Origin of the sequence: Streptomyces sp. NPDC021225 (assembly GCF_044332865.1) — a bacterium.
In the GTDB taxonomy this organism is placed as follows: Bacteria; Actinomycetota; Actinomycetes; order Streptomycetales; family Streptomycetaceae; genus Streptomyces.
Map to the genome: position 1 here is coordinate 436,480 of NZ_JBIRPV010000008.1, position 24,865 is coordinate 461,344.

The 24,865-nt window shown below is 68.1% G+C and carries 27 protein-coding genes and 2 pseudogenes; 17 read left to right on the plus strand and 12 right to left on the minus strand.

What is annotated here, in order from left to right:
* Positions 1-804: 804 nt before the first annotated feature.
* Positions 805-1,443 (minus strand): HD domain-containing protein, encoded by a 639-nt coding sequence (locus ACH4S9_RS32710; RefSeq protein WP_398375153.1) that lies wholly within the window; start codon positions 1,441-1,443, stop codon positions 805-807.
* A 104-nt stretch (positions 1,444-1,547) separates the two neighbouring features.
* Between ACH4S9_RS32710 and ACH4S9_RS32715 the strand changes: the two genes are divergently transcribed.
* From ACH4S9_RS32715 to ACH4S9_RS32740, 6 genes are all read left to right on the plus strand, one after another.
* The gene (locus ACH4S9_RS32715; RefSeq protein WP_398375155.1) at positions 1,548-2,516 is read left to right on the plus strand and encodes a GlxA family transcriptional regulator; all 969 of its coding nucleotides are present in this window, start codon (positions 1,548-1,550) and stop codon (positions 2,514-2,516) included.
* 909 nt (positions 2,517-3,425) lie between these two features.
* On the plus strand, positions 3,426-4,124 hold the full coding sequence (locus ACH4S9_RS32720) for a hypothetical protein (protein WP_385338052.1): 699 nt from the start codon (positions 3,426-3,428) through the stop codon (positions 4,122-4,124).
* A 12-nt stretch (positions 4,125-4,136) separates the two neighbouring features.
* Positions 4,137-4,502 (plus strand): tyrosine-type recombinase/integrase, encoded by a 366-nt coding sequence (locus tag ACH4S9_RS32725; RefSeq protein ID WP_398375156.1) that lies wholly within the window; start codon positions 4,137-4,139, stop codon positions 4,500-4,502.
* On the plus strand, positions 4,499-4,822 hold the full coding sequence (locus ACH4S9_RS32730; RefSeq protein WP_358647817.1) for a helix-turn-helix transcriptional regulator: 324 nt from the start codon (positions 4,499-4,501) through the stop codon (positions 4,820-4,822). The genes ACH4S9_RS32725 and ACH4S9_RS32730 overlap by 4 nt, the downstream gene beginning before the upstream one ends.
* 5 nt (positions 4,823-4,827) lie before the next feature.
* Complete coding sequence (locus ACH4S9_RS32735; protein WP_398375158.1) at positions 4,828-6,120, plus strand: hypothetical protein; 1,293 nt, start codon at positions 4,828-4,830, stop codon at positions 6,118-6,120.
* Between the two features lie 11 nt (positions 6,121-6,131).
* Positions 6,132-6,959, plus strand: coding sequence for a methyltransferase domain-containing protein (locus ACH4S9_RS32740; RefSeq protein ID WP_358647821.1), 828 nt, complete (start codon positions 6,132-6,134; stop codon positions 6,957-6,959).
* Between the two features lie 611 nt (positions 6,960-7,570).
* Here the strand turns inward: ACH4S9_RS32740 and ACH4S9_RS32745 are convergent.
* From ACH4S9_RS32745 to ACH4S9_RS32765, 5 genes are all read right to left on the minus strand, one after another.
* Positions 7,571-8,410, minus strand: coding sequence for an ABC transporter permease (locus ACH4S9_RS32745; RefSeq protein ID WP_311724150.1), 840 nt, complete (start codon positions 8,408-8,410; stop codon positions 7,571-7,573).
* Between the two features lie 19 nt (positions 8,411-8,429).
* Entirely contained in the window at positions 8,430-9,389 is a 960-nt protein-coding gene (locus ACH4S9_RS32750) for an ABC transporter ATP-binding protein (RefSeq protein WP_398375161.1), read from the minus strand.
* A gap of 52 nt (positions 9,390-9,441) precedes the next feature.
* Positions 9,442-9,897 (minus strand): MarR family transcriptional regulator, encoded by a 456-nt coding sequence (locus ACH4S9_RS32755; RefSeq protein WP_358842817.1) that lies wholly within the window; start codon positions 9,895-9,897, stop codon positions 9,442-9,444.
* Between the two features lie 27 nt (positions 9,898-9,924).
* On the minus strand, positions 9,925-10,188 hold the full coding sequence (locus ACH4S9_RS32760) for a DUF6204 family protein (protein WP_398375164.1): 264 nt from the start codon (positions 10,186-10,188) through the stop codon (positions 9,925-9,927).
* Between the two features lie 288 nt (positions 10,189-10,476).
* Complete coding sequence (locus ACH4S9_RS32765; protein WP_398375166.1) at positions 10,477-11,685, minus strand: family 16 glycosylhydrolase; 1,209 nt, start codon at positions 11,683-11,685, stop codon at positions 10,477-10,479.
* A gap of 1,626 nt (positions 11,686-13,311) precedes the next feature.
* Between ACH4S9_RS32765 and ACH4S9_RS32770 the strand changes: the two genes are divergently transcribed.
* The 3 genes from ACH4S9_RS32770 (at position 13,312) to ACH4S9_RS32780 (ending at position 15,001) form a co-directional block, all read left to right on the plus strand.
* Positions 13,312-13,695: a peptidase inhibitor family I36 protein gene (locus tag ACH4S9_RS32770; RefSeq protein ID WP_311724154.1), complete on the plus strand. Its 384-nt coding sequence runs from the start codon at positions 13,312-13,314 to the stop codon at positions 13,693-13,695.
* A gap of 492 nt (positions 13,696-14,187) precedes the next feature.
* On the plus strand, positions 14,188-14,448 hold the full coding sequence (locus tag ACH4S9_RS32775) for a hypothetical protein (protein ID WP_398375230.1): 261 nt from the start codon (positions 14,188-14,190) through the stop codon (positions 14,446-14,448).
* On the plus strand, positions 14,348-15,001 hold the full coding sequence (locus ACH4S9_RS32780) for an NAD(P)/FAD-dependent oxidoreductase (protein WP_398375168.1): 654 nt from the start codon (positions 14,348-14,350) through the stop codon (positions 14,999-15,001). Before ACH4S9_RS32775 ends, ACH4S9_RS32780 begins: the two co-directional genes overlap by 101 nt.
* A 275-nt stretch (positions 15,002-15,276) precedes the next feature.
* Here ACH4S9_RS32780 and ACH4S9_RS32785 read toward each other — a convergent pair whose 3' ends face one another.
* Entirely contained in the window at positions 15,277-16,026 is a 750-nt protein-coding gene (locus ACH4S9_RS32785; protein WP_311724156.1) for an SDR family oxidoreductase, read from the minus strand.
* A 397-nt stretch (positions 16,027-16,423) separates the two neighbouring features.
* On the opposite strand from ACH4S9_RS32785, the gene ACH4S9_RS32790 reads away from it, so the two are divergent.
* Positions 16,424-16,684 (plus strand): hypothetical protein, encoded by a 261-nt coding sequence (locus ACH4S9_RS32790; RefSeq protein WP_311724157.1) that lies wholly within the window; start codon positions 16,424-16,426, stop codon positions 16,682-16,684.
* 56 nt (positions 16,685-16,740) lie between these two features.
* Here ACH4S9_RS32790 and ACH4S9_RS32795 read toward each other — a convergent pair whose 3' ends face one another.
* Positions 16,741-17,151, minus strand: a complete 411-nt coding sequence (locus tag ACH4S9_RS32795; protein ID WP_398375170.1) for a cupin domain-containing protein — start codon at positions 17,149-17,151, stop codon at positions 16,741-16,743.
* 111 nt (positions 17,152-17,262) lie between these two features.
* Here ACH4S9_RS32795 and ACH4S9_RS32800 point away from each other — a divergent pair, with 111 nt between their 5' ends.
* Together ACH4S9_RS32800 and ACH4S9_RS32805 are read left to right on the plus strand one after the other, a co-directional pair.
* Positions 17,263-17,655 carry an SDR family oxidoreductase gene (locus ACH4S9_RS32800; protein WP_385338019.1) on the plus strand — a complete coding sequence of 131 codons (393 nt, stop codon included), beginning with the start codon at positions 17,263-17,265 and terminating at the stop codon, positions 17,653-17,655.
* Positions 17,652-17,897, plus strand: a complete 246-nt coding sequence (locus tag ACH4S9_RS32805; protein ID WP_311724160.1) for a hypothetical protein — start codon at positions 17,652-17,654, stop codon at positions 17,895-17,897. Before ACH4S9_RS32800 ends, ACH4S9_RS32805 begins: the two co-directional genes overlap by 4 nt.
* A gap of 29 nt (positions 17,898-17,926) precedes the next feature.
* On the opposite strand, the gene ACH4S9_RS32810 is transcribed toward ACH4S9_RS32805, so the two are convergent.
* Positions 17,927-19,117, minus strand: a complete 1,191-nt coding sequence (locus tag ACH4S9_RS32810; protein ID WP_398375172.1) for an IS110 family transposase — start codon at positions 19,115-19,117, stop codon at positions 17,927-17,929.
* A gap of 130 nt (positions 19,118-19,247) precedes the next feature.
* On the opposite strand from ACH4S9_RS32810, the gene ACH4S9_RS32815 reads away from it, so the two are divergent.
* Together ACH4S9_RS32815 and ACH4S9_RS32820 are read left to right on the plus strand one after the other, a co-directional pair.
* On the plus strand, positions 19,248-19,673 hold the full coding sequence (locus ACH4S9_RS32815; protein WP_398375174.1) for a hypothetical protein: 426 nt from the start codon (positions 19,248-19,250) through the stop codon (positions 19,671-19,673).
* A gap of 170 nt (positions 19,674-19,843) precedes the next feature.
* Positions 19,844-20,284, plus strand: coding sequence for a VOC family protein (locus ACH4S9_RS32820; RefSeq protein ID WP_358842830.1), 441 nt, complete (start codon positions 19,844-19,846; stop codon positions 20,282-20,284).
* Between the two features lie 124 nt (positions 20,285-20,408).
* Here the strand turns inward: ACH4S9_RS32820 and ACH4S9_RS32825 are convergent.
* The 3 genes and pseudogenes from ACH4S9_RS32825 to ACH4S9_RS32835 all read right to left on the minus strand — a co-directional run.
* Positions 20,409-21,894 (minus strand): annotated as a pseudogene (locus ACH4S9_RS32825) (IS1182 family transposase).
* 262 nt (positions 21,895-22,156) lie between these two features.
* A complete protein-coding gene (locus ACH4S9_RS32830; protein WP_385338013.1) occupies positions 22,157-22,675 on the minus strand; it encodes a GNAT family N-acetyltransferase in 519 nt (172 codons plus the stop codon).
* A 108-nt stretch (positions 22,676-22,783) separates the two neighbouring features.
* Positions 22,784-23,183 (minus strand): annotated as a pseudogene (locus ACH4S9_RS32835) (transposase); the annotation flags it as partial.
* Positions 23,184-23,392: 209 nt separating this feature from the next.
* On the opposite strand from ACH4S9_RS32835, the gene ACH4S9_RS32840 reads away from it, so the two are divergent.
* From ACH4S9_RS32840 to ACH4S9_RS32850, 3 genes are all read left to right on the plus strand, one after another.
* The gene (locus ACH4S9_RS32840; RefSeq protein WP_398375176.1) at positions 23,393-23,752 is read left to right on the plus strand and encodes a hypothetical protein; all 360 of its coding nucleotides are present in this window, start codon (positions 23,393-23,395) and stop codon (positions 23,750-23,752) included.
* A 93-nt stretch (positions 23,753-23,845) separates the two neighbouring features.
* Entirely contained in the window at positions 23,846-23,992 is a 147-nt protein-coding gene (locus ACH4S9_RS32845) for a hypothetical protein (RefSeq protein WP_311724163.1), read from the plus strand.
* Between the two features lie 243 nt (positions 23,993-24,235).
* Entirely contained in the window at positions 24,236-24,865 is a 630-nt protein-coding gene (locus ACH4S9_RS32850; protein WP_398375178.1) for a hypothetical protein, read from the plus strand.

Below are 24,865 nucleotides of genomic sequence, written 5' to 3' on the forward strand. Positions count from 1 at the left end.
CCCTCCGAGCGGCGGGCTGTCCCCCATGGACTGCTGCTATTTCTCGTGAACATCCACGTCGAAGGAGACCTCGCCGCCGGAGAACCGGGAGCCTTGATCCCGAGCAGTGACGGCGGTGCGCCTCAAATCAGTACTGCCGGTCCAAAGCCTCTGCAAGGCCCCGGAGTTCGCGCGCTCTGCGGCGGGACACCGCCAGCATCACCCCTTCGAGGAACTCGCGGGCCTGCCATGGGTCGCCACAGCAGGCCCACTCCGTGCAGCCGCCCGTCTCGTACCCCCACAGCCGTCGATTCGGCTGGTGGACGAAGCTCCGCCGGCGCCAGCGCCGAGCCGGTCGAGCCCGGCGCACGGGTACTTCTTCCGACGTTCGATCCGTCGGACTTCGGCGAGTGCTGCTGAGGAGAGGCCACGGATGGTCGTGATGTCGTCGTGCGCCCCGGTGCCGGCGGGGTAGTTCGGCCCGGACGCGGCCAGGACGCCTACGCGACCAGCCCGGATCCACCGCGCCTCGGACAGCCTGCGGCTCGTACCTACATCTCTGCCTCATCGAGTCTGTATCGCACGAGGGCCTGAGGCTGCTGCGCGACCCGGACGTGGTCGAACTGGACGACGATGCTGAGGACCTGACGCGAAGGCCGCGAGAAGCCACAGCTCAAGCGCCTCGGACGGCCTCCTTCTCCCACGCCGCCCACGGCGCGGGCGCGCAGCGGGCACCCCGCGTCCGCTGTCGCCGTATCCGCGGGCAGCCCGCCCGCACCTCTGTGGTTCTTACGCGCCGAGCTGCGCTGTCCGTAGCAGAGGGGCTCATTCGGCCCAGTCGGAGCTCTTGATGACGTCGACGAAGTCGCCGCGGCGGAAGCCGGGGACGAAGTGGGCGAGGACGTCGGCTTTGACGTTGCCGAACGTGGTGTCCGGGCGGTCCTTGATGCCCTCGGTGAACATGGCGAGGATCCGGTTCTTGAAGTCGGGGCGGGGATGGGCAGCGATCACCGCAGCGCGCTGCTCGTCGGGGACCGCGTGGTAGCCGATGCCCAGGACGTCCAGTTCCACGCCGCGGGTGACCAGAGCAATCTCGGGAGCCATGTGCAGCGGGATCTCCGGGGTGGTGTGCAAGGCGATGGCCGTCCACACCCGCTCGGCCGGCTCACCGGTGATGCCGTGGGTCTGCAGGAAGCGGCGGGCCTCGTCGGCGCCGTCGATCTCGAAGCGCTGGTCGGTACGGCGGAAGCGTTCCGTCAGCCCCAGGTCGTGGAACATCGCCCCCACGTACAGCAGCTCAGGGTCGAAGTGCAGCCCCTGCTCGGCGCCGCGCAGCGACCCGAACAAGAACACCCGGCGTGAGTGGTCAAACAGCAGCGGCGGACTGACCTCGCGCACCAGCTCGGTCGCCTCACGCGCCAGGGCGCTGTCCGGGATCCGCACACCTGCGATCGTCTCGCTCATCAGGGTTTCCTCTCCTTGGCACCTGGTCGGTGGACTCCTCCACCCTCGCCCGTGCCGTAGGCTGGCACCATGTCTGTCCAGCCATATGAACCACAGATTCAGACATGACGCATCGGATCGCCTTCCTCGTGTTCGACGGCGTGACCCTGCTCGACGTCAGCGGCCCCCTGGAGGTGCTGCACCAGGCCGGCCGGCTCGGGCACCCCTACACCTGTGCCCTGGTCTCGCCCCGCGGCGGTGACGTCACTACGTCCAGCGGGCCGGTGCTGGCGGGCACCACCGCCGCGGCCGATGCCGGGCCCGTCGACACCCTCGTGGTCGCCGGGGCCGACCACCTCGCCGACCAGGGTCCCCAGGAGGAACTGCTGGCCGCGGCCGACGCCCTCGCCGCTCAGACGGCACGGGTCGCCTCGGTCTGCAGCGGCGCCTTCGTCCTGGCCGCACTCGGCCTACTCGACGACCGCCGGGCCACCACCCACTGGCGCCACGCCCGCACCCTCGCCCGCCGCCACCCTCGCGTGCACGTCGAACCGGACGCCCTGCATATCCACGACGGCCGCTACATCACCTCGGCAGGCATCAGCGCTGGCATCGACCTGATGCTGGCGCTGGTAGAACACGACCACGGCCCCGACACCGCCCGCGACATCGCTCGCGAGCTGGTCGTGTTCATGCAGCGTCCCGGGGGCCAGTCCCAGTTCTCCACCGCACTGGCCACCCCACCCGCACGCAGCGACCTGCTGCGCACGCTGACCGCCTCCGTGCTCGCCGACCCCACCGCCGACCACAGCCTGCCCGCCATGGCCGCATCCGCCGCCGTCAGCACCCGGCACCTGACCCGGCTGTTCCAGACCGACCTGCACACCACCCCCGCCCGCTGGGTCGAGCGTGTGCGTCTCGACCGTGCCCAGCAACTCCTCCTCGACGGACACAGCATCACCTCCGCCGCCCACCACAGCGGCCTCGGCAGCGACGAGACCCTGCGCCGCGTCTTCGCCCGCCATCTGGGCATCACGCCCACCGAGTACCGCAAGCGCTTCACCACCACACACGATCAGGCCCCGCTGTCATGACAGCGCTCCACGGCCGACGACGGTGGACTTGACATCCGATCAGGTTGCATTTGGCACTGGAAAGTCATGACTGCCCGAACCGTGACGCACCCGCCGACAGCGCCTGCTGCACCCGCGGCGTGAAGACCGCCGCGCTGGCCGCTGGGGGGCAGGGTGCTGGGTCAATGGCCCGACACTGCGGCCGTCGTCGCTCCGCAGCTGCCCAGCCACGTCGACGCCGTCGCGTTCCACCTGGAGACCAGGCAGCCCGATCTGCTCCCGGACTCGCCCGCCTTCGCCTGCAAGTCGAGGCGAACCACCCCGGGACTGCGGGCGCCATTCACCCGCGCCAGGCGGCGGTCCGCGGAACTGGCCGATCATGAGCACCGCGCGTCGGCCGCTGGGCTGCGGCCCGCACCCCCAGGTCCCGTGGTTCCGCAGTGCGGCCGAGGCCGATGTCGAGGCGGCGCCGCTGTGCCGGCCCGGCGGACTGGAGCACTTGGCCCAGCTCCGCGAGCGCGGCGTACTCGGCTGCCCACCCCAATCCGCCTGCGTGAGCCGAGCGTTCCGCCATTCCCGGTGTCTTCCTGTTCCGACCCCTGCGGGGGTCTCCGCGTCGCGACGTAGGCGGCGAGCAGCGGGCCGGCTGGCGGTGCGGGGGCGAGCCGGTAGACGGTCCAGGCGACGTGCAAGCTCTCGTCGAAGCGCTCGAGCTGGGCGCCGTGGCAGCCGTCACAGGACATGGGTGAGCAATAGTCCCCGGGTTCCGTGTTCGTCCGCAGTTCCCTGGCACGACTGAGAGTGCCTGGACCTGGGCCTGTTACCTCGTCCGGGTGACTGCCGGCCGTTCTGACCCAACCTCATCCGTAGTGCGCAACTCTCATCCCTGTCGGGATTCCTTCAGTCTGGGTGAAGTCGTGGAGGCGTGGGTTGGCTCTGGCCGTAGTGCGCGATCTGCGTGAGTACCGGGCGCCGGTGAGCGAGGAGGAGCTCGCCGAGTTCGAGACCGACGTGCTGGCGGGGTTCGTACTCGCGCGGGCCTCGGCCGGTCTGGTCGACAGCACGATCCGCAACGACACCAACCATCTGGAGCTGATCCGGGACTGGTTCGGCCGTCCGCTGTGGGAGATGGAGCCGGCCGACGCCGACGTCTATTTCGGCAAGGTGCTGCGCGGCGCCAAACCGTCGACCCGGACCGGCCGGGCGAGTGCGCTGGCGGTGTTCTTCCAATTCCTTGAGCTGCGGCACAAGGTCGAGTTGCACAACCTCACCGGCCGTGTGGTCGAGTGCCCGCTGGACGAGATGAACCGGCCGCGGGCCTCGTTGGAACCGCAGCTGCGGATCCCGCCCAGCGAAGCAGAGATCGAGGAGCTGTTCGCGGGGTGGCGCGAGGAGCTGGTGACCTGCCGCAAGTTCGGCCCGGCCGCCCGCAATTACGCGGTGGCCCGGCTGGCGGCGGACGTGGGGCTGCGGATCAACGAGGCACGGATGCTCGACCTGGACGACGTCCGGTGGGAGCTGGGCCGCTTCGGCAAGCTCAACATCCGGCACGGCAAGGGCTCCCGCAGACGCGGGCCGAAGCCACGGCTGGTGCCGCTGATCAACGGCGCCGACCGCAACCTGCGGTGATTCATCGAGGACGTGTGGGGCCACTTCGACGCCGACCACACCCGGCCGGGCGCCCCACTGTTCCCCTCCGAGCGCAAGAACCAGGACGGCTCGTGCTCGCGGGCGACCGCCGACGTCTTCCGCCGGTCGCTGGCCGACGCCGCCGCCCAGCACCTGCCCACCTGGGCCGGGAAGCTCACCCCGCACGTGCTGCGGCACTTCTGCGCCTCCCAGCTCTATCTCGCCGGCATGACCTTGTTCGCGATCCAGGAGCTCCTCGGACATACCTGGACCGGTACCACGGCCCGGTATATCCACGTCCACGGCACCCATGTCGAAGACGCCTGGGTCGCCGGACAGCAGCGCGCCACCGACCGATGGAAAGGACTGGCCCAGTGAAGTGGAACCTTCGCCTGGCGGCCGCCAACCGCGGCATCTGGAAGGCCAGCGAACTCCAGCGGATGCTCGCCGAACGCGGCGTGGTGATCAGCGCGGGGAAGATGTCGGGCCTGTGGTCCGGTCAGCCGAACACCGTCAAACTCGACGAGCTGGACGTCATCTGCGCGGTGCTCGCCTGCGGCGTCGACGAACTGCTGCTGCCCGAGCCGGCGCGAGTGCCGGAGCCGACACCAGCAACTGACTCACAGGCCACTGCGGTGGGCCAGCCACGCGCCGTCGCCCCGCGTCCTCGCACCGGCCGGTCCCTGCCGCCACGATGACCTGCGTGCACTGCGGCAAGCCGCTGCCCGAAGAATCGCGGCGGGACCGGGCGTACTGCGACAACAAGTGCCGGGGCCTGGGCTCCTACTACCGGCGCAAGGCGGGTGTCCCACCCCCACCACACTGGCAGCACCCCGCCCTCACCTCGGACAACCCAGTGCTGCGGTCGGCCGCAGCACATGCCAAGCAGCTCAGCGAGGCCAACGGATGGTCGCCGTCACTCGTGCGGTGCGCGATGGACGGCCTGACTGCGGTGCTGGCCGACCGCCCGCCCGGCAAGCCCGTGAAACTCACCGAAGTCCGTGCGCGAATACCGCGACACGCTTCCAGCCTTCGGGTCGCCGAGGTCCTCACCGACCTGGAGCTGTTGGAAAACGACAGCGTATTGGCGGTCCGCACCTGGATCGAGAACCGCACCGCCGAGCTGCCCGCCGGGTTCGCCAGCGACGTCCGCGCCTGGCTGCTGGTCCTGCTCGACGGCGACAGCCGTGCCAAGCCCCGGTCCCACGCTTGCGTCTACGTCTACTTCGGCGTCCACCCCCTGCTGGAGAACTGGGCGACGACCCGTGGACACCTGCGCGAGATCACCGTCACCGACGTCACGGCCGCGCTGTCACCCCTGCGCGGATGGCAGCGGCGCAACGCCATCGCCGCACTGCGCTCACTGTTCCGCTTCGCCAAGAAGCGCGGCCTGATCTTCGCCAACCCCACCACTCGCCTCAGGATGGAAGACATCCCACGCAGCCTGCTGCCGATGACCGACGCCGAAGTGCTCGCCGTCCAACGGATCGCCGTCACCCCGGCGCAACGGCTGATCGTCGCCCTGGCCGCCGTCCACGCCGCCCGCGCCACCGCCATCCGCCGCCTCACACTGGACGACCTCGACCTGCCCAACCGTAGGATCACCATCGCCGGACACGGCCAACGGCTCGGCGAACTGCCCCACCAGACCCTGCTGGCCTGGCTCGACCAGCGCCGGGCCACCTGGCCGAAGACCCCCAACCGGCACGTCCTGATCAACGCGAAGACCGCCCTGGGAACCAGGCCCGTCAGCCCCGAATACCTCAAGCGGCACCTACTGCACCAGGGCGTCTACCTCGAACGCATCCGCGGCGACCGGGTCCTGCACGAAGCACTGACCGCCGGCGCCGACCCGCTGCACCTCGCCCTGGTCTTCAACCTGTCCCACACCACCGCGAGCAGCTACGCGGCCATCGCCCAGAACCTGCTCGACGACACGGCTGCTGTCGAGGAGCTGCCGTTAAACCAGTGGCGTCCCCGCCGACGAACCTCATAGCTTGTGCACTCGTGACTGACGCTCCGAAGATGCGCCCGAATCCACACGACCTCGGCCGGGTGTTCAACGAGGTGCCGGAGCTCTACGACCGGGTCCGGCCGGGATACCCCGACGAGCTGTTCGCAGACCTTGTCGCCGTCACCGGCACGGACGACAGGTCGTCGGTGCTGGAGGTGGGCTGCGGAACCGGTCAGGCGACGCGCTCGCTGGCAGCACTCGGATGCTCAGTGACCGCCATCGAGCCGGGCGCAGACATGGCCGCACTCGCTCGCCAACGGATCGCCTCCTTCCGCAACGTCGAAGTCGAGACGTCGACGTTCGAGGAGTGGGACGACCGTGGCCGACGCTTCGATGCTCTCGTGGCCGCGCAGTCGTGGCACTGGGTCGACCCGTCGATCGGCTGGCAGCGGGCGCACGACGTGCTCCATCCCGGAGGCTGGATGGCGCTGCTCGGCCACGTCGTTGTCCGCCGGCCGGGAGAGCCGGAGGTGTACGCCGAGACCGCCGATCTCCTCGAGCAGTTCTGCCCCGGGAACCCCGACTGGGGTCATCCTCCCCTGGAGGACGACGTGCGCACCACCGACGAGGGCTGGGGCCTGGTCGAAGACCCCGGAGGACTGTTCGGCCCAACGATCGTGCGCTGGTATCCGACCGTTCAGTGGTTCAACGGGGACGGCTTTGCCGATCACCTTCGCTCGTTGTCGCTGTACCGGAGGCTCGACCGCGACGTCCGAGAGCCCCTGCTCGACGCCGTAGCCGAGCGCATCCGCACGCGGATGGGCGATCGAGCATCACGCCGTTACCTGAGCGTCCTCCGTGTCGGACAGCGGGCCGAGTGAGCCCAGTGGTGAAGGACCTGCCGATTCAGCGGCAACGGACCCGCCGCACTTTCACGCCTGCCTGCCGGAAACGCCGTGGGTTCCCAGTGAAAGCACTTCAGTCACGCTGAACCCACGGCCGACGTGCCGGTAGGAACGCTGTCACCAGCCGCAAACGAGGGCGGTGTCAGGTCCGGCGCCGTGCGGCGGGGTCGCGCTCAGCAACATGTCGGGCGACTGCGTCGACGCAGGGGCGGGCGTACGGGTCCAGAGATCGGACGGAGGCGTGGCGGGAGCGGGCCAGCAGCATCGGGGTGGAGGTGCCGGCCTCGGCATCGTGTGTCAGGGCGCTGTGACGTGGCCAGTGAAGGGGCCAGCCGTCCAGGTCCTGGATGCCCTCGGGCGAGGCGAGCGGGTTCGCGAGCGACCGGGTGTTCTCCTCGAAGATCTCCTCGGCGCGGCGGTAGGGGAGCCGGGCCCGGCCGGTCTCCGGGCACGCAGGGCTTCCAACAGCGCCGAGTCGTCGATCGCGGCGACGGGGAGGACGGGCGGCCTCGCGCCCCGGCGGGCGGGTGCCCTGCCCTTCCGGTCCTGCCGCAGTAAATCCGGTATTTGCTGCGGCAGGACCGGAGTCAGGTCTGCACTCGCCGGGCGAAGCGGCGCAGGGCGAGGTAGCCCAGAGCGGCGGTGCCGAGGGTGAGGGCGGTGAGGTAGGCCCAGGTGGGCATGTGGCCGGTGGAGGGCGTGACGTTGGCGCGGAGGCCCTCGCTCATATAGACGAGCGGGTTGGCCAGGGTCAGGACCTGGACCCAGCGGATCGGTTGCAGAGCGGTCCATGGGTAGTAGACGCAGCCCAGCATGGTGGCGGCGGCCAGGAGCAGGCCGAGCAGCGGCCCGAAGGCGGAGGCGTCGACCGCGGTTCCGAGCAGCAGTCCGAGTGTGGAGGCGAGCAGCGCGCTGAGTACCAGTGTGGTCAGCAGCAGGGGCCAGTTGTCGATGTGGGCTCGGGGCGCGTTGCCGGGGGCGTGGACGAGCCAGACGATCGGGACGACGACGAGGGTCGAGACGAGGCCGAAGATCGCGGATGAGGTGATCTTCTGGAGGCCCAGGGCCCAGACGGGCAGGGGCGCCAGGGCGCGGTCGGTGATCTCGCGACCGGGGCCGAGTTCGGCGGCCAGCGGCCCGGTGACGGACATGATGCTCTGCAAGGTGAGGGTGCTGGCGATCAGGCCGGGCAGCAGGATCGTGGAGAACGAGGTCGCGCCGCCGAGTCCGCTGCCGATGCTGGGCATGACGTAGGCGAAGGCGAAGGTGAACAGCAGTGGCTGGAGGCCGACCTGGACGAGCAGCGCGGGCAGATTGCGGCCCAGGACGTGGAGGTCGCGCGTGGTCAGCGCGCGGTAGGCGTGCCAGGCGGCCCGGGGGGACGACAGCGGGCGGGGGGTGGTGGCGAGGGGGTTCGCGGTGGTCATGGCGTGTAGTCACGTCCGGTCAGGGTGAGGAAGGCGGTCTGCAGGCTGGGGGCGTGGTGGTGGCGTCGCGGACGGTGAGGCCGGCCGCGCTGCCGGCTCGCAGCAGGTGGCCCAGGAGGCCGTCGGGATGTGTGGTGCTGACCCGTACGGTCGGGCCGTCGACGGCCACGTCGTGGGGGCCGCCGGGGATGCTGTGGAGGGCTTCGGTGGCCGGGGTGGCATCGGCGTCGTAGTGGACGGTGATGACCGTCTGCGCTCCCCTGGACGCCTTGATCGCGCCGGGGGTGTTGCAGGCGAGCAGGTGCCCGTGGTCGATGACGGCCAGGCGTTGGCACAGGGCTTCGGCCTCGTCGAGGTAGTGGGTGGTCAGTACCACGGTCTGGCCGGTCTCGTGCAGGCTTGCGATGATCTGCCAGAGGTCGTCGCGTGCCTGCGGGTCCACGCCCGCGGTGGGTTCGTCGAGGAAGAGCACCTCCGGCAGGTGCATCAGGGCCCGGCCGATCATGACGCGGCGGGCCTGGCCGCCGGAGAGCTGGTGGGCTTTGGCGCCGGCCTTGTCGGCGAGGCCGAAGCGCTCCAGCAGTTCGAGCGCGCGGCGGCGGGCGGCGGGGGCGGACATGCCGAAGTAGCGGCCGCGGAAGGCGAGGTTGTCCGCGACGGTGAGCGCGCGGTCCAGGGTGTTGGCTTGAGAGACCACACCGATGCGGGACTTCACGCCGACCGGGCCGGCACTCACCTCGTACCCGGCGACCCACGCCTTTCCGGCGCTTGGCGCGACCAGGGTGGTGAGCATGCCGATGGTGGTGGACTTGCCGGCGCCGTTGGTGCCGAGCAGGCCGAAGAACTCTCCCTGGTGGACCGTCAGGTCCAGGCCGTCTACGGCGACAAGGCCACCCTGTGCGTGAGGATAGACCTTGCGCAGGCCTTCCATGCGGATGGCTGTCGGGGCGTGGGCCGTGGTGGCGGCGGTTGGTTTCATGTGGGTGTTCTCCAGGGTGCGGATGAGACATCCGTCGGGAGGCATGCGGGGGTCAGCGGGCGAGGGTGTGACCGGGCAGGCCGGTGCCGCCCAGGTGCGTCAGCAGCGCAGACAGCCGGCCGATGTCCTCCTGGCTCCACGGGGGCGCGGCGAAGATCTCGGCGGCGATCTGCTCCGCCGTGGCGAGCATGTCCGTCAGACGTGCGCGGCCGGTGTCGGTCAGCGCGGCGTAGGCCACCCGGCCGTCACGGGCGTCCGTCTCGCGCGTCACCAGCCCGATCCGCTCCAGCGGCGCCAGTCCCCGGGTCACCCCGGAGGCAGTCAGACCCAGCGCCTCGGCCAGGTCCACCCGGCGCATCCGACCGCCGGGCGCCTGCCCCAGACGCAGCAGCATCGTGAAGTCGGCCAGGCTCACCCCGTGCAGCCCTCCCAGACTCGCGTCGAACCGCTTCACCAGGGCCGTCTGGGCCCTCACGAGACGCAGCGACGCATCCAGCGCATCACTCATTGCCACCTCCTTGACTGCTCAAGCATATCAGGAGCTTGAGCAGTCAAGGATTTGTTTAGTTGATGGCCGGACGGAGTCCTTGCACAGGAGCTCGGGGTACCGGGGTCCCGCGACCGAGGCGTGGGCGTGGCCGCGCTCGGTCAGCCACGCTTCTTCCTCCCCGGAGTCCAGGAAACGGAAGGTGAAGGCGGATCGCGCTGTCAGGTCGTAACCGAGGTGCCCCTCGGGCGTGAAGGCCGCGCTCAGAACGTCGTGCTCTGCGGTGCGGGCCAGGAGTTCCACAATGGGCATGGGCTGTACCGCCTGCGTGGCACGGTTCGCTATCCGAAGGCGGCGTAGCCATGTCGAGAAGACCACCGGTAAGCCGTGTGCGGGAAAGCCGCACGCACGGATTGAAAGGAGACGGAGGAACCGGGTCCGACAGGGCGCCGCGCCTCCAACTACGGGCTGGAGCCCCTGGCCCAGCTCCGCGAGCGCGGCGTCGTACTCGGCTCCCCACCCCAGCAAGGTGGTCCGGCGCTGAGTGGGCATGATGCGGGGCAGAACCGCAGCGGCCCTGCCCCGCATCACGTGGCCCGTCTACCTCTGCCAGACGCGCACGTAGTCGACCGACTTCTGCGCCGAGACCGTCGCCGGGTTCGGTTCATGACCGGGGCTGGAGTACACGTACAGGTCCTCGATGATGTTCGTGTTCTCCGAGGGGGTGCCCGCCACGGTGCACACCAGCTGGCCGTCGATGTAGAACCTCGTGCCGCTGGGTGAGATGTCCGCACCGTAGGTGTGGAAGCCGTCGCCCGGGTCGAACTCCAGCGTCGGCTGGCAGCCGCCGCCGGAGCCCGCGTGCGAGGTCAGGTAGAGCTTGCGCGGGTTGTCGCTGTACTGCTCGTAGGCATCGGTCTCCTGCCAGGAGTTTACGCCGTCCGCCTGCCAGGTCCAAAAGGCGGGCCAGAAGCCGCGCTTGTCGGAGACCGGCTTGCCGTTCGCGTCCTTGACGTTGTACGTCAGCTTGGCGCGCGACTCGATGAAGGCGTGCTTGAAGGTGTAGCCGCTGGAGCCGGTCGAGGTGAGCAGGCAGGACGTCCAGCCGTAGCCCGTGCCCGACGGAGAGGTGTAGCTCTCCCGCTTTGCGGTGATGGTGACCGCGCCGTCCCTCTCCTGGCAGTTGCGATCGAGGTTGTACTCCAGCTGCTGGTTGTCCTTGTTGCCGCGGCCGTTGTCGACGAGGGAGCTGGAGTTGCCGCGCCACTTGGTGCCCCAGTCGACCGAGGTGCCGTTGAACTCGTCCCACCACTTGACGTTCCAGCCGGTGCCGCCGCCCTGCGGTTGCACCCCGGTCGGCGGGTTCTCGCCACCGGACGAGGACTTGGTGGCAGTGAACGTCTGCGCCGGACTCGGCGCCAGGTTCGTCCAGGTGGTGCCCTGGCGGTAGGCCATCCAGATCTTGAATGTGCCCGCCGGGAACGACCGCGAGGCCGTGAACGTCTGCGCCGTCGTGCCAAGCTGGACGTTCGTACGGTGCCCGAAGTCGAGGCGCGCGTCCGAGCTGTCCCGTACCGCGAAGACGAGCTCGTCGACCGTGATGGCCCTGTCTGCGACCAGCTTCGCGGTGAAGGTGCCGGTCTGGCCGGCGGTCGGGTACTCGACGTCGCCCTTGAACTCCTTTACCGCCACGGTTGCGGCCGCCCGCTGGCTGCCGCCTCCCAGCGGATTGGCGAGGGCGGATCCCTGGGTGCTGAGGAGTGTTCCGAACGCAACGGGGATGAGTACCGCCCGCCAGGGTCGACGCATGTCCAACCTCCTTGTGGCTGCCGAATGATGCAACACAATGGAGCGGGCCCCAGCATGCGTCAAATTGTGTGCGGAAGCTCATGGGAACACGGCCGCAACAGTGGCCGCCGAGGAGGGGCCGTACCAACATCGCGAGGGCATTTGGGGAAGAAGAGCTGGACACCATCTTCTTCCCTCCCCGCGACCGCTTGGACCGCATGGAGGCGCTTACCATGTACGCCCCGACGCGCGATGGCCGCAGGGCCGGACAGATGTCGACAGTCACGCGCGACTCCGACGGACAGACGGTCTGCCCCGCCCCGGGGCAGGCAGATTTCGCGCTGGCCAACGCACTTGCCCCCATCCTCAAAGTCTGGGGAAAACGGAGCAGTCGGCCACCTGATGGTGCGAGTGACACCGAGCGCGACGTGGATGTGTGCTCAGGTCTCGGCGAGTGGCCCCATGAGGGCGAGTGTGCTGATGACCGGCGTGGCGGATCAGCAACTTCGAGGGCGCCCGGGGCGGAAGACGGATTGCAGTAGGTATGGGGTCCGCGTTGCTCGGGTGCGCCTTCTCCTCAGGGCGCCGCGTCCGGAGCTGCCCTGGGGCTCCGCGGCTGCCTTATGTCATCCCCGGGCAGCGGCCAGGATTCCGACGAGCCGGATGGTGAACATGGCGACCGCCATGACGACGCCCGCGAGTATGCAGGCCGTCCCTGAAGACCACCGTCTGCGATCCGGGTGCTAAGGGCGCCAAGGGCGCCGAAGCTGATCGCGAACTGAGCGGCGCGGCCGACACTGTGCTCGGTGCTCTGGGCCATGTGGACTCCTCCCCGGCCCCCGATGTCCCGGAGTTCGGCATGGGCCGGTCCACCGTGTCACCATCGGCCGAGGCCGATGGTGAGGCGGCGCTCGCTGTACCGGCCCGGCGGGATGGAGCACCAGGGCCAGTCCGAGAACGTGGCGTACTCGACGCCCGACGCCAGACCTCGGTGGTGAGCCGTATGGAGGGGACGGTGCTGAGCCAGGGCGGGCGGGGCTGTCGGTCCGCGTCTTCTCGGTGCGGGCGGTGATGTCGGTGTTGGTGATGGGGGAGGCGAGCTGGGCTCCGGGGGCTGTCTTCCAGGCCCAGGTGGGGTCGGTGGCCAGGACGTCGGCCCTCCAGGCGCTGCCAGGCCCGGGGACTTCGAGTTCGGCGTGGGCGCCGGCGTCGGGGGCGGCTGCCGTCAGTTCGAGTGTGAGGAGGTGGTGGGCGGCGGATTCAAGGCCGAGCGCGCAGGCGGGGGCGCCGGGTGCGTGGGCGAAGAACCGCAAGCCGGTGCGGGAGGTCTTCGCGTGCATCGGGTGGCGGCACTCGTCGCTGACGTAGCGGCGCGGAGGGCCGGGTCTTCCACACGGCTTCCCGCTCTGTCCGCTCCCGAGGTCAGGCAGGTGCGCGAAGATGGCACCCCACTGCGCGTGCACGGCCCTGAACGCCATGCTGGCCCCTGCCAGTCGGAGCAGAAGCCAGCGTGGCCCGAGCCACTGACATCGCGTCAGGCATCGATTCGGCCGTGATGCGATCAGGTTCGGCGGATACTCGCCCCCGATCGTGTGGTTTTATGTCCCGCCGCCCCCGTGGGCGGCGCTCGGGGCTTTTCATTGTGGCGTGAACGTTCTCTCCCGCCGCCTGGTGGCCGCTGCACCGACCAGGCCCCGCGGCTCCCGCCGCCGCGCCGGCGGCCACCAGGTCGGTAGAGGTCGACTGCCCCGGCGGCTACGTGTGCATCGACCCGAGATCGACTTCGGCGGACAGCCTTGGGCGAAACGAGTCGTCGACGGCAGCGTGAAGGACCTGCCCTCCACCATCCGCGATCGCGGCAGCTCGGTGCGTAACAACTCCGATGGCACCGCACGCGTCTACGAGAGGCGCAACTTCGCCGGCCGGTGGGTGTGCGTCACCAGGAGTGGCGGTTCCATCCACGACCTGCGCGGCTACAACCGCAACGACCGGACCCGCTCTCTATGTATCAATCGCAACGACTGCGGCTGAAAGCCCTCGGGGCCCTGCGGCAGGGACCAGCCACGTGCAGGCGCTGCCGGATCAAGGAGCTCGCAAGAAAGGACGTATCGCTATGCGTAGCGGACTGCATGCCGTTCTGCGATTAGTCGTCGCAGTGTGCATCGGATTCCTCCTACCGTTACAGGGCTCCGACAAAGCCCAGGCCGTCCCGGTGACGTTCACCAATGGAACCCAGTTCATCAACACCGCCGGAGACGCGGTACATGGGCATGGCGGCAGCATGATCAAAGTGGGCGGATACTATTACTGGTTCGGCGAAAACACTTACCCCAACGGCCCCTTCGCGTCGATCCCGGTTTACCGCTCCACCGACCTCCATACCTGGGAGTTCCGCAATAGCGCGCTGAGCCTGACCTCGGCCCCGAGCTGCGGAACGCCGGAGTCTGGCGGCCCAGGGTCATCTACAACGCCCGCACGCAGCAATATGTACTCTTCGTCCGCAAAGAGAACTACCCATCACCCATGACCGAGAACAAGGCCGCCTCGATCCAGGCTCTCAAATTCGGTGCGCGCATGTACTTCCCGAGCAAGGTGACAACCGTCGACACAAGCGGCGAACGGCTGAGAATCTCCCTGTTCGGCGGAATAGAAATTCTCGCACGAGCTGTCATTATCGCGACCGGTGCCCATCCGGTCCCTTCCGATTGCAAGATGGGGCGAGTTCGAGAACGCAGGAATATATTACGCGTGCACGGAGCTGGAAGTCCGTTCCTGCGCGGGTAGAGAAGTAGCCGTCGTCGGCGGGGCGAACTCCGCCGGACAGGCCGCGCTCTTCCTGTCCAGCAGGGGCTGTACCGTCGATCTCGTGGTCCGCGGGGAGGATATCGGAGCTCGCATGTCCTCCTATCTTGTCAATCGGATTGTTTCGGACCCTATGATTTCAGTCCGAGCCTCCACCGAGATCACTGCCCTTGAAGGCGATACGTCGCTGGAGTCGGTCCGGATGACCAATTCGGTGACCGGAGAGGAAGCCGTGAAGCCGTGCAGAGGACTGTTCTGCTTCATCGGGGCGGATCCCGCTTCCGGCTGGCTGTACGGCGACTGCTCCGTGGACGGGAACGGATTCATCCGCACCGACGCGCACATCCCGACGGAAGATCTTGGCCAGCATTGGCAAAACCTCGGGCGTGGGCCACTGCCGTTCGAAACCAGCATCCCCGGGGTCTTCGCGGCAGGCGATGTGCGCCACGGATCGATCAAGCGCGTCGCCGCCGCAGTAGGTGAGGGGGCAAGCGCCGTGTTCTCCGTGCACCAAGTAGTCGGGGTGCGGCTTTAACTGATCATTTCGCAATGAGATCGGTGTGCCGGGTGGTGGCCGGCGATCGCCGCAGGCGGGTCTGCGACCGGCACGGCAACCCGTCGGCCCTCTCCCTGAGCGGCGGCAAATCCGGCAAGGACGGCGTCTGGCCGATCTCGCTGATGGACGCCAGCGCGGTGTACTCGCGTCGTGGTCAGGCGACAGAAATCTCAGCGAGATCGATGGCGACAAGGATCGGCTCCGGCAGAACCCGCGCACAGCCGGCGCGTATCCCGACGGCTGGCGCTCGGAATTCAGATCTGGACGAGGCCGCCGTCGACGAAGAGTTCGGCTCCCGTGGTGAAGGAACTCTGGTCCGAGGCGAGGAAGACGGCCGCGGCGGCGACTTCGTCGGCGCGGCCCATCCGGCCGAGTGGGATCATCGCCGCGAGGCCGTCCGCCAGTTGCTGTTCCCCCTTTGCGGGGCTCCCCAGGCCGCGGATGCCAGGGGTCTCGATCGGGCCCGGGCTGAGAGCGTTGACCCGGATGCCGCGGCCCGCGAGTTCGGCGGCCCAGGTGCGGGCCAGGTTGCGGTCTGCGGCCTTGGTGGCGCTGTAGACGCTCATCGCCTCGACGCCCATCGACGCATTGGTGGACGAGAGCACGATCACCGAAGCCCTGTCCGGCAGCAAGGGGAGTGCCTTCTGGACTGTGAAGATCGTCCCCTTGACGTTGATGCCGAAGGTGTTGTCGTACTGCTCCTCGGTGATCTCGCCTAGTCGCGCGAGCTCGGCGACGCCGGCGTTGGCGACGACGACGTCCAGCCGGCCGCTGCGCTCCTTGATGGTCGCGAAGAGGCGGTCGAGATCGTCGAGATTCGACACATCGCTTTGGACGCCGATGGCCCGTTCACCGACGGCTTGTGCGGCCGCATCCAGCCCGGTCTTGTGCCGACCGGTGAGGTACACAGTGGCGCCCTCGGTGGCGAATCGACGGGCGATGGCCAGACCGATCCCGGTCGAGCTGCCGGTCACCAGGGCGATCATGTCATCGAGCTGTCCCATGATGTCGACTTCCTTGAAGTAACTCGTTCAGAGACCTGTAGACAGGGCCGTGAGCCTCTGCTGGGCTGGTGATCCACGCCCACGTTCCGATGCCCTCGTCGCCGACGGCATTCTTCGGTACTCGCACCCCGAGGACTGCCCCGTTTAATCGGTTTTGTACTTATTAGCAAATAACTCGAACCGAGGTGCTGCAACCGGTGGGGTGCGCACCTGTCGCGCGCTGACGACCTACGGCCTCGCTCTCCTAGAGGCAGCGGACCACCGTACTCAGCTGATGTTTGAAGAGAACGGCGCCCCGCTCCCGACAGCCCTCCAGCTGAACCGGGCTTGGGCTCTGCGAGCGCGATATTGTGGGGACCTGATGTCCGCTTTTCATGATCTGTCGGGAGCGCTGCGAGTGCCTGAGGACCCCATAGCCCACAGTGAGCTCGCTGCTCTGACCCGGCGTTTCGAGCAGGTCGCGGAGAAGAGCGATCGCGAGTTCGGGATCATCAAGTCCGACTTGACGGCGGTGCGTCTGCAGGTTGGGAACCTCGATCAGAAGGTGGACCGGTTGGAAGACCGCCTCGAGGAGCTCGGCCAGAAGATGGACCGGAACCAGGCGCAGATCGTGGCGCTGCTCACGCGGCTGGTCGGGCAAGACCCGAACGCCGGCTGATCACAATCGTCAAGAACACGGGCTTGAACCCCGGTCACGGGGGTTCAAGCCCGCCTCTATCTCCTGCATGGTGCCGGGCGGCCGCCCCCCTGTCGCGCGTCGACTCTGGTTGGAGAATCGGTAGGCACCGCAGAGGAACACCGCCGCCCGGGGGTGTCAGACTCCCCGTCGTGGGCGTGCCGGGCCCGGAACTCCTCCGGTTCGAGGCAGTCGGTGCCGGGCTCGTGGCCGACGTAGTGGTCCGTGCCGCCGCGTACGAGGGTCACCTCCCCGAGTACGAGTTCCACAGCGTGCCCCGGGTCGTCGGCGTCGAACCACAGCCATCCCCGGCCGCGGACGACGGTGTGTTGCACGGACAGCTGGATCGTTCCGGCCAGGCGCAGCCCCCACGGGGGCTCGGCGACCGTCCAGGCGAAGACCGCGCCGCCGGCGCGTGCCCGCGCAAGGTGATCACGCAGTAGGTCCATCCAACCAGCATCAGCAGAGCGATCGCCGTCGGCAACGATCAGAGCGTCTAACGTAAAAAACGAGCGAATCGCACATTGATCCGCTCCTAAGGGCTCTCTCGTGATGAATCCATGACTGAATCACTGCAGACCACCCTCGTTCTCGGCGGCACCGGCCGCACCGGCTCGCTTCTGGCGAGGCGGCTCGCCGAGCGGGGGCGGAACGCACGCACCGCGGCCCGTCACGGCGCGGACGTGCTGTTCGACTGGGACAACCCGGCCACCCACGCCGACGCCCTGTGCGGCGTCGACAGCCTCTACCTCGTCACGCCCGTCATGCGGGTCGCGTATGCCGACCAGGTCGCGATCTTCCTCGACCTCGCCGAAGCCGCCGGCGTACGCCACGTCACCTACCTGAGCACCTACGGCGCCGACCACGCCCGGTCCACGACGGGGCCCGGTACGCGCCCACCGGCCCGCAGGCCCTCACGGTCGGTGAAGTCGCCGAGATCATCACCACCGTGACCGGACAGTCCGTCACGCACCAGGACCTCGACCCCGAGGCCTGGATCGGCGGCGCCGTCGCCGCCGGAATCGTGCCCATCGACTACGCGGTGATGCTCCGGTGGCAGACCGGCACCACCATCACCGGCCACGGCTCGACGCCCAACGACGACATCGAGAAGGTCTCCGGCCAGAAGGCGACCATCTTCCGTGAGTTCGCGCAGCGCAACGCCCACGCCCGGACGGCAACGGCGGCCGTGTGACGATGTCCAACGATTCCTCATGCCGTTTGTCAAGCAGTGAGGGCGACGGGCGGCGTGAGCTCATAGCACCGTCCGTCGCGGAGGAGGGCCCAGAGGACGTTGACGCGGCGTCGAGCGAGCGCGAGAACGGCCTGGGTGTGACGCTTGCCCTCGGCTCGTTTGCGATCGTAGAACCGGCGGGATTCCTCGCACTTGCGGATGCTGAACAGCGCTGAGGTGTAGAAGACCCGCTGGAGGCGACGGTTGTATCGCTGCGGGCGTCGGAGGTTCCCGCTGATCTTGCCGGAGTCGCGCGGGACCGGAGCGACGCCGCCGAAGCCAGCAAGGCGGTCGGGGGTACCGAAGGCCGTCATGTCACCGCCTGTGGCGGCGAGGAATTCGGCACCGAGGATGACTCCCAGGCCGGGCATGCTGGTGATCACTTCGAAGGTGTGGTGGTCGCGAAACCGGGACTCGATCAGCTTGTCGAGTTCGGCGATCTGCTGGTTGAGGGCCATCACCTCCCTGGCCAGCGTGTGCACCAGCTGCGCGGTCAACTTCTCTCCAGGCAAGCTGGTGTGTTGACGGTCGGCGGCCTCAACGGCCGCCCCGGCGAGCTGGTCGGCGCTGCGAACCTTGCGGTTGCGCAGCCAGCTCTCCAGCCGCTTGGCACCGAGCCGACGGATGGCGGCCGGCGTCTGGTAGCCAGTCAGGAGGATGAGCGGGCCAGTGTCGGTGAGGTCCAGCGCGTGTTCCAGACCGGGAAAGATGCTGGTGAGCTGGGCGCGGGGCCGGTTGACGGTGCGGGTGCGGTCGGCGACCAGGTCCATCCGGCGGCCAGTGAGGATCTTGAGGTCGGTGACGGTCTCGTCGCCGGAGCGTATGAATTGCAGATCCCGTCGGACCCGGACCTGGTCGGCGATGACCGCGGCGTCCTTGGCGTCGGTCTTGCCCTCGCCTCGGTAGCTCTCGGAAGCCCGGTGGATGGCTCGGCCGGAGATGTAGTGCACAGGCTGGTCGTGGTTGAGGAGGAGCGCGATGGCCAGGGCGGCTCCGCCGTCAGCCAGGTCGATGCCCCAGGTCACCTCATCACCCAGCGCCAGGACATCGGCGAGTAGTTCGAGCAGTTCGGTCTCGTCGTTGGTAACGCGTCGGGACAGCAGCCGGCGGCCGCTCTCGTCGATCGCGACGCAATGGTGGTGGGTCTTGCCTGCATCGATGCCGGCCCAGATCGCGGCCATGTGGTGCCTCCGTGCGGTGGTGTTGCTGGTGCCTCCCGACGGACGACCTCGCTGTCGATTCCCTACGGAGCGATCATTCGCAATTCCTCATTGGCAGCCGAGTCGTCGCGGGGCGTCGGGCGGCCAATCGATGGAAGCCACAAGCGGCAGAACCTTGAAAGCCACACCCGACGCCCCTGGGTGGAAGAACCATACGAAGGGTTCGCCCTGTCCCGGTCAACAACGTAGGGAGAACCTTGAGGGTTTCGCGGCCCTGGACCCGTTCTTCCGGATCATCCAGGAAAGGCTCGCGGGCCTTGTCGACGGGGAGCACTTCTTCGACTTCCTGGCCGAGGACGTCGTGGTCGAGTACGTGGTCTCCGTCCCCGGCTACCCGCGGCGAGTCCAGGGACGGCGCGCGGTCGCCGACCTGTACCGCGGCTATGGGGACGCGACGGTCCTGGCCAGCGCGGACGAACTGGCAGTCCATCACGACGCCGATAAGTCCGTGGTCGTCCTGGAGTACGCCGTGCACGGGCTAGGTTCTGTCTCTTTGGTCAGCGTCGGGTCCAGATGAGGATGCTCGCGAGGTGGAGTGCGGTCTGGTAGGCGATCGCGAGCCGTAGGTCGTCGGCAATGTGAAGCGCCCAAAACATCGACACTTCCGGGTGTCGAGAATGCGGCACTGGCTCCGTCTCAGGGGTACCAGTAGCCAGAACGGACTGCGCGACGAAGAAGGAGCACCCCGTGACGATTCAGCGGATGGACAACGTAGGCATCGTCGTCGACGACCTGGAGGCTGCCATCGCCTTCTTCACCGAGCTTGGCATGGAGCTGGAAGGCGAAGCGCAGATCGAGGGAGTCTGGGCAGACCAGACGGTCGGCCTCGACGGGGTCCGCAGCGCCATCGCGATGATGCGCACCCCGGACGGCCACGGCAAGCTGGAGCTGACGAAGTTCCACACCCCCGCGGCGATCACTGCCGGACCGCTCAACCCGCCACCCAACACTCTGGGCCTGCACCGTGTCATGTTCGCCGTCGACGACATCGACGACACGATCACCCGCCTGCGCCGCCATGGCGCCGAACTCCTCGGCGAGGTGGCGCAGTACGAGGACATCTACCGACTCTGCAACCTCCGCGGCCCCTCGGGAGTCATCGTCGCTCTGGCCGAACATATCGGCTAGGAGCGTGTCTCGGTAACGGGCAGGCAGCAGCGTGGTGCGTCAGTGATGGGGCGACACTCGGGGGCCTGTCGGGTGGGAAGCCGACCTGGCGGGACCCGGTGACCGGGCCGAGAAGCCCGGTGGGTCAGCCGGTTGTGATGGCGAGTCCCGCGGTCCCGGCGTGGCGGAAGATCTTGCGGAGGTTGTGGCATGCGGCCGGCAGTCGCCACTCGGCTCGCCCCCCCCGTCCTCGCCGCGCAGGGGGAGCCGGTGGCCGTCCTGGCAGGTCATGATCTGACCGAAAACGGGTTCAACGATGGCTTTTCGGCGAGCGTAGGCGGCCTTACCAGTCTTGGTCCGCAGCTTGCGGGCCATGCGCTCCTTCAGCGTGGCGTCCTTGGGGGGATGCGTCCGCGGGGTGCAGGCGGGACCTGCTCATCGTGCTTGAGTCGGCCAGTGGCCATGAACGCTTCAGTGCCGCAGGCCAGTTGGCGCTCTCCGGCAGCTTCGAGGTTGGTCTCGGAACAATAGCCGGCGTCGACCAGGGCATGCTTGGGGTGGGCGCGGGTGTTCTGCGCAGACTGGTCGAGCACGGCAGTGTAGTTCAGGGCGTCGGAGGCGTTGGTGGCCACGTCGGCGGCGGCGATGATCTGGTGCTGCTCGTCGACGACGGCCTGGGCGTTGTAGGCCTGGATGTAAGTGCCGTCGCCGTTCTTCATGATCCGCGAGGCGGGGTCAGTGAAGTTGGCCTGCGCCTTGGGCTTGGGCCGGGCCTTGTCTGCGGCCTTGTTCCCGGCGTTCGTCACGGCTTGCTCGTCGCCGCTGCCGGCGCGTTCCTGGCGACGGCGTTCCTTGTCCTCGGCGTGGCGGCGGGCCTTCTCGGCGGCCTCGGCCTCGATCTGGGCGCGGGCGGCCTGCAGCTTGACCAGGCGCTGCTCGCGGCGGCCCAGCTCGGCGGGCAGAGCGACCTCCTTGCCGTCGACGCCGAGCCTGGCGTCTTCGGCCATGTCGGTGGCCTCGGCATCGGGCAGCAGGGCGGCCGCCTTCGTCTCCAGTGCGGGGATCTCGGCCTCGATGCGTTCCTCCTTGTGGACCAGCCGCCCGTAGCTCATCGCCTTGTGCTTGGAGGCGTTCGCTTCCAGCTTCGTTCCGTCCAGAGCAACGCGGCCCATCGTGGCCATGCCGAGCTTCTGCGCGAGATGCAGAGACTGCAGGAACAGGCCGGCAAGCGCGTCCAGGTGGCGGCGGCGGAACCGGGCGATTGAGCGGAAGTCGGGAGCCTGGTCGGCGGCCAGGAACCGGAAGGCGACGTCGTCGACGCAACGGCGCTGGATCGCCCGGGAGGAGCGCACGCCAGTGGTGTAGCCGCAGATCAGCAGGCGCACCATCAGCCGCGGGTCATAGGGCGGGTAGCCGCGCTTCTCCGTGTAGTCGTCCAGGATCGGCGTGAGGTCAAGTGTCTGGTCGATCAGGTCAGCGACGAACCGGGCCAGATGGTCCTCGGGGAGCCAGTCGTCCAGCGACTGCGGCAGCAGCAAGACCTGGTGCGGGTCGAACGCCCGGAACCGCTTGCCCACGCCGGTTGCACGGGCCTGCAGACGCTTCTTTTCGACCAGCTCGGCCTCAAACAGTCGCTCCTCAGCACGGATGCCATGATCATCCCGTATGAATGATCACGATCTGTATGCGGGTCGCCGTTACTGATCAGGGGGGGGGGCAAAGCATCGCGAGGCGACCGCGTCTGTCAGCTCCGGGGCGAACGGCCTGAACGTCGCTGACCCGGGATCGGGCACCGGCGACAGCAGGTGGTCGAGCCCGAGATATGCGCGCAGGGCGCTGGCCGGCTTCTGTCCGGCCAAATCGCCGGGACCGAGCGCGAATCGACCACCAGCGTCAGCTGACGCCGTACGGCAATGGCTTTCGATCGCCTTCCTCGATCTTGAAAGTGCGAAAGCCTCGACGGTGATAGTTGGGCAACGCAGCGGGGTGGTCCAGTGACGAGGTGTGCAGCCAGACACGCGTTGCCGACGGCAGCAGTTCCCACGCTTGTCGTACTGCGAGAGTCAGCGCGAAACCGCCCAACCTTTTGCCGATGAACTCCGGCAGAAGACCGAAGGTCTCAATCTCGATCTCGCGAGAAGGATGCAGGTCGTAGTTGACCATGCCCGCCGGCTTGCCGCCGAACGACAGCAGCCAGAATCTCCTGGCCGGGCACCCGGCGAACCAGGCCTCCCACTCCTCGGCGGAGCGGCTGGCGCTCTCCCAGCCGTAAGGTGCGCCGATACGGGCTTGAAGGTCGGTGATCAGCGATGAATCGCGGTCCAGCGGCTCCAGAGCCAGGCTGGGCACGGAAACGGCCGGTTTGAGCTGGTCACACGACGTCATCTCGACGTAGGTCAAGATCTCACTCACCCGCGCAGAGTACGTGAGCTCCGAGCCCGCCGCCAACCCTGAACAACCTAGAAGCCGCCATCAACCCGCATGGTTACTGAGACGCGCTCCTAGGTTCTGTCTCTTTGGTCAGCGTCGGGTCCAGATGACGATGCTCGCGAGGTGGAGTGCGGCCTGGTAGGCGATCGCGGGTTTGTCGGTTCGTGTGGCCAGGCTGTGCCACTGCTTTGAGGCGGTTGATGCACCGCTCGACGGTGTTCCGCTGCTTGTATGCCTCGCTGTCGAAGCCGGGCGGGCGGCCACCGAGTCGGCCTCGTCGCAGACGGTGGCTGGCTTGGGCGGACGGCTGTGGGAGGAGCGCACGGATGCCCCGGCGCCCCAGGTGGATGCGGATGGCACGTGAGGAATACGCGCGGTCGGCCAGAACGGCCAGGGGCCGGGTCTGGGGCCTGCCAGGGCCAGCGCGGGGCACGCGGATGCGGGACATCACCGTCTCGAAGGGTGCATCACCTGCCTGGCCTGCGGTGATGGTGAAGTACCATCGGCGCCCTCGAACACATCACCACCCTTGAGGTCACACCCATCCTCACCGGAGTGAAGAGGACCGGCCTGGTCCGCCCCGGCAGCCTCTGAGCCGATCACAAGCTCCAAGCCCCGGGCAGGCAGGACCTCAAGCCCGTTCAGCCATGGACAACGGACAAGAACAAGCCCTGTCCATAACCTCGGCTCACAGCCGCAGTGCGCGGAAACGTGCATTTTTCGGTTCGCGCTGGTCAAGACGCTCGCCGAACCCTGTGCCGGCGCAGCGCCCGGCTTCACCGGGATGCGGCGTTCCGCCCCTCAGGCGGAGAGGCTCAGCATCTCCTCGCCCGGACGCTAACTGGCGCAATACAGCGCCTGGGCCAGCTCAAGAAGAAGGACCTGACCGAACCGGTCGCCGAGTACGGCCTCACCCCGTCCGGCACGCTCAAGGAAGACCTGCTGGCAGCGCTCACCACACACGCCCCCGGGATGCTCGCCAACGTCACCGCCGGGCGGATCGCCAACCGGCTCGACCTCGGCGCGCCAACCACGATGGTCCCGCAGATCGACGAGTGACAGCCGCTGCCGAAGGACCTCGAGACACAGCTGCCGCGGCTGCTGGCGTTCGGCGGCAAAGACGCGAGCCCGGACGACGCGGCGCGCACCGCTTTGAACAGCTGCTACGAGACCCATCTGGAGGACGAGACCCTCCAGGGGCAGGTCCGGGAGATCGAAAAGGAGATCACCCAGAGGCTGGAGAAAGAAGCGGACTACCTGTGCCGGCACATCCGCTCTCGGGTCGCTGCTGGTACGTGAACTCGGTGGGAAGTGCGAGGCCCGGCGGGCTTCGCGGGTGGTGGCAGCGGGCTGATTGCACTCATGGGCGTGTCCGTGGACGCTCCGGGGACTGAGTGGGTCTGGGGCACCTCGCCCTGTCCAGCACGCGCGAAGCACGCTCAGGTTGATGGGCTAGTGGCGGTTCACTCACCGTGTGACCATTGCGACAGGCAGGCACGAGGCAGTCGCGCAAGCGCATCGCCCTGAAGGGGGAGCAAGTTCGTGTCGGAGGCAATCTACGGATTACTGGGTGCACTCGGTGGGGCCCTCATCACCGCGGCCGCCGCCTATTGGGGCCCTTGGAGGGTTGCGCAAGCCGCCCGCGAGGATGCCCGCGAAACCGCAGCGCGGACTCGTAGAGAAGCCGAGATCACGCGCGTCATCCTCATGCGAAACACCACCCGCGCCTGGCGCAATCACCTGGCGCAGACCATCACCTCACTCGGGCTGGGGCTTCCCGTGACCCATGCCGCCTTCGACGAAGCGGTAACCATCTGCCGCGACGCCTCGCAATCCGCCCTCGACCACGCCCTGCACGACGGCATCTGGGTCAGCCAGACCAACTACGGGGCTCCCTTTCCCGTCCCCGACAATGGCGAGTTCCGTGTCCTGGAGGCTCTCAACCGCCTGACCGACCTCATACGCTCGGAAGTGATCCGGCAGGTGGGATTCGGAGAGAATATTCCTCCGCTGGAGGCCAGACGGACCGAAACCCTCAATCGCGCACTGGGCGATGTTGATACCGCCCGTGCGGAACTGTCTGCGACGCTCCTGAACCGGTTGGAACGGATCATGAGTGTCTCGGTCATCGGGGGGACCCCCTCAACCCCGCTGCCACCAGGAACGCCCTGA

Excerpts from the sequence above, each read along its gene's own strand:
- ACH4S9_RS32755 (WP_358842817.1), bottom strand. The coding sequence starts at position 9,897 with ATGAGTGATGCGCTGGATGCGTCGCTGCGTCTCGTGAGGGCCCAGACG.
- ACH4S9_RS32765 (WP_398375166.1), bottom strand. The coding sequence starts at position 11,685 with ATGCGTCGACCCTGGCGGGCGGTACTCATCCCCGTTGCGTTCGGAACA.
- ACH4S9_RS32815 (WP_398375174.1), top strand. The coding sequence starts at position 19,248 with ATGGAAGCCACAAGCGGCAGAACCTTGAAAGCCACACCCGACGCCCCT.
- ACH4S9_RS32810 (WP_398375172.1), bottom strand. The coding sequence starts at position 19,117 with ATGGCCGCGATCTGGGCCGGCATCGATGCAGGCAAGACCCACCACCAT.
- ACH4S9_RS32715 (WP_398375155.1), top strand. The coding sequence starts at position 1,548 with ATGACGCATCGGATCGCCTTCCTCGTGTTCGACGGCGTGACCCTGCTC.
- ACH4S9_RS32760 (WP_398375164.1), bottom strand. The coding sequence starts at position 10,188 with ATGCCCATTGTGGAACTCCTGGCCCGCACCGCAGAGCACGACGTTCTG.
- ACH4S9_RS32775 (WP_398375230.1), top strand. The coding sequence starts at position 14,188 with ATGACCGAGAACAAGGCCGCCTCGATCCAGGCTCTCAAATTCGGTGCG.
- ACH4S9_RS32745 (WP_311724150.1), bottom strand. The coding sequence starts at position 8,410 with ATGACCACCGCGAACCCCCTCGCCACCACCCCCCGCCCGCTGTCGTCC.
- ACH4S9_RS32710 (WP_398375153.1), bottom strand. The coding sequence starts at position 1,443 with ATGAGCGAGACGATCGCAGGTGTGCGGATCCCGGACAGCGCCCTGGCG.
- ACH4S9_RS32785 (WP_311724156.1), bottom strand. The coding sequence starts at position 16,026 with ATGGGACAGCTCGATGACATGATCGCCCTGGTGACCGGCAGCTCGACC.
- ACH4S9_RS32795 (WP_398375170.1), bottom strand. The coding sequence starts at position 17,151 with ATGGACCTACTGCGTGATCACCTTGCGCGGGCACGCGCCGGCGGCGCG.
- ACH4S9_RS32750 (WP_398375161.1), bottom strand. The coding sequence starts at position 9,389 with ATGAAACCAACCGCCGCCACCACGGCCCACGCCCCGACAGCCATCCGC.
- ACH4S9_RS32800 (WP_385338019.1), top strand. The coding sequence starts at position 17,263 with ATGACTGAATCACTGCAGACCACCCTCGTTCTCGGCGGCACCGGCCGC.